This window comes from Oscillibacter sp. KLE 1728 (assembly GCF_934833455.1).
In the GTDB taxonomy this organism is placed as follows: domain Bacteria; phylum Bacillota; class Clostridia; order Oscillospirales; family Oscillospiraceae; genus Oscillibacter; species Oscillibacter welbionis.
In genome coordinates, this window is the sequence record NZ_CAKVVF010000013.1 from 11591 (window position 1) to 13710 (window position 2120).

A 2120-nucleotide genomic window follows, 5' to 3' on the forward strand; every position below is an offset into this window, starting at 1 on the left:
ACCAGCGTGTGTTCCGCTTCATGACAGCGCCTCCTCACATCTTCCGCTGGAGCCATTTGTAAAGCCCCAGGAACGCCAAAGTGTAAAACAGATAGATGCCGATGAACACCCAGCCCACCCAGTCGGGAATGCCGAACCGTTCAAAGCTCTGGAAAATCAGGCCGGAGACCACCACCAGTCCGACGGTCCAAAATCCGGCGAGATAGCCGACCCGGTCCCGGATGGCCTGGTTCCGCTCGCCGCATTGGGCCTTCTGCCTCTGCCGGTAGTCCGGGTCCCGGGAGAGCCGTTTCAGCTGGAGCAACGTCCCGGCGCAGGTGCCGAACAGCACCGCCCCGGCCATACCCAGCAGGGAGGCCGCGCCGCCGGAGAGACCGGGCGCACCCGGCGCATTCAGGACGAACATCGGGATGCAGCAGAGCAGCCCCGCGATTGCCAGGGACATCAATATGACCTGCTTCTTCATGTGCCATCCTCCTCATAGATGAAAATGTCCTCAATGGTGGTGCCGAAGTACCGGGCCAGCTTGAAGGCCAGCAGGATGGAGGGGTTGTACCGCCCGTTTTCCAACGACCCGATGGTCTGGCGGGACACCTCCAGCGCCTCCGCCAGCTCCTCCTGCTTGATCCCCCTGGCCTTGCGCAGCGCCTCCAGGCGGTTTTTCAAGGGCGATTCCCCCTTTCATACGCCCCATCCGCTTCTGACGGATGGAAAGTTTGCTTTCCATCTTCAACTTAGCACACTTCCGGTACCATGTCAAGTACGCTTTCCATTTTTCCGGGCTTGTCCCATTTTTCCGCTGAGGGAGTCATATCCGGGGACAACCCCTCATAGAGTATAGCGTGTTACGAAAGGGGGCGCGGCCCGTGAAGGAGGAAGAACGCCGCTATGAGGAGGCGGCCCGGGTGCTGCCGGGCCGCCTGCGGGAACAGGCTCTGGCCCAGCCGCCGGAGGTCCGGCAGCTGGCGGAGGAGTTCCGCCTCCGGGCGGGGCAGCCGCTGGTGGTGCTGCTACCGGAGGGGGAGCGGTCCCTGGGGGCCGCCGTGACGCCGGAGGATCTGGAGACTCTCTGCGACCTTGCCACCGACTACTCCCGCTATGCGGCGGAGGAGACCCTGCGGGAGGGGTATCTCTCCGTGCGGGGCGGCTTCCGGGTGGGGCTGTGCGGCACGGCGGTGATGAAGGACGGTGAGAGCACCGCCCTGCGGGACCTGTCCTCCGCCGCTGTCCGCATCGCCCGGGAGCAGAGGGGGATCGGGGAGGCGGTGGCGCCCCGGCTGTTTCGGGACGGGCGGTATCAGAACACCCTGCTGCTGTCGCCCCCCGGCGGCGGCAAGACCACGCTGCTGCGGGATCTGGTGCGGTGCCTCTCCTCCGGCGGCACCGGCAGGCCGGGTCTGCGGGTCTCCCTTATCGATGAGCGGGGGGAGGTGGCAGTGATGGTCCGGGGGAGGCCCCAGATGGACGTGGGGCCCCGGACGGACGTGCTGGACGCCTGCCCCAAGGCCCTGGGCATCCCTATGGCCCTGCGGGCCATGAACCCCCAGGTCATCGCCGTGGACGAGATCACGGCGGAGGCGGACCTCCGGGCCGCCATGCAGGCCGCCGGGTGCGGCGTGGGGCTGCTGGCCACCATCCACGCCGCCGATGCCGCAGAGCTGACCCAGCGGCCGCTGTACCGGCAGCTGCTGGCGGAGAAGGTGTTCCGGCTGGCGGTGCGCATCCGCCGGGATGAGGCCGGAAGGACATACGAAGTGGAGGAACTGCCATGGTGAAGCTGGTGGGCGCGGTGTGTATCCTGGGGGCCGGGACCTGGGCCTGGCGGCGGTCGGCGGCGGAGCGCAGGCGGGAGTTGGACACGCTGGCGGACCTGACCGCCCTGCTGGACCGCATGGGGGAGGAGATCCGGCTCCGCCGGACCAGCCTGCCCCGGCTGCTGGGGTCCCTTGGCCGGGACCGGACGGGACCTGTCCGGGACTTTTGTACATCGGTGGCGGCGTCGCTGGCGCGGGGCGCGCCCCTGGGGCAGAGCTGGCGGTCCGCCGCGGAGGCGCTGCCCCTCGGTCCAGAGAGCCGGACCGCCCTGACCGCCCTGGGAGATTCCCTCCAGGGGGATGAGG

At 68.1% G+C, this 2120-nt stretch carries 4 protein-coding genes; 2 read left to right on the plus strand and 2 right to left on the minus strand.

Annotated elements, in window-relative coordinates:
* Window positions 1–34 precede the first annotated feature (34 nt).
* Complete coding sequence (locus tag QVE23_RS02555) at window positions 35–466, minus strand: hypothetical protein (protein ID WP_287554366.1); 432 nt, start codon at window positions 464–466, stop codon at window positions 35–37.
* On the minus strand, window positions 463–666 hold the full coding sequence (locus QVE23_RS02560) for a helix-turn-helix transcriptional regulator (protein WP_025545063.1): 204 nt from the start codon (window positions 664–666) through the stop codon (window positions 463–465). The genes QVE23_RS02555 and QVE23_RS02560 overlap by 4 nt, the downstream gene beginning before the upstream one ends.
* Before the next feature lie 200 nt (window positions 667–866).
* Here QVE23_RS02560 and QVE23_RS02565 point away from each other — a divergent pair, with 200 nt between their 5' ends.
* Window positions 867–1775: an ATPase, T2SS/T4P/T4SS family gene (locus QVE23_RS02565; protein WP_287967277.1), complete on the plus strand. Its 909-nt coding sequence runs from the start codon at window positions 867–869 to the stop codon at window positions 1773–1775.
* Window positions 1769–2120: stage III sporulation protein AB (locus QVE23_RS02570; RefSeq protein ID WP_287967531.1), on the plus strand; the 352-nt coding region annotated here is incomplete at its 3' end. The genes QVE23_RS02565 and QVE23_RS02570, both read left to right, overlap by 7 nt.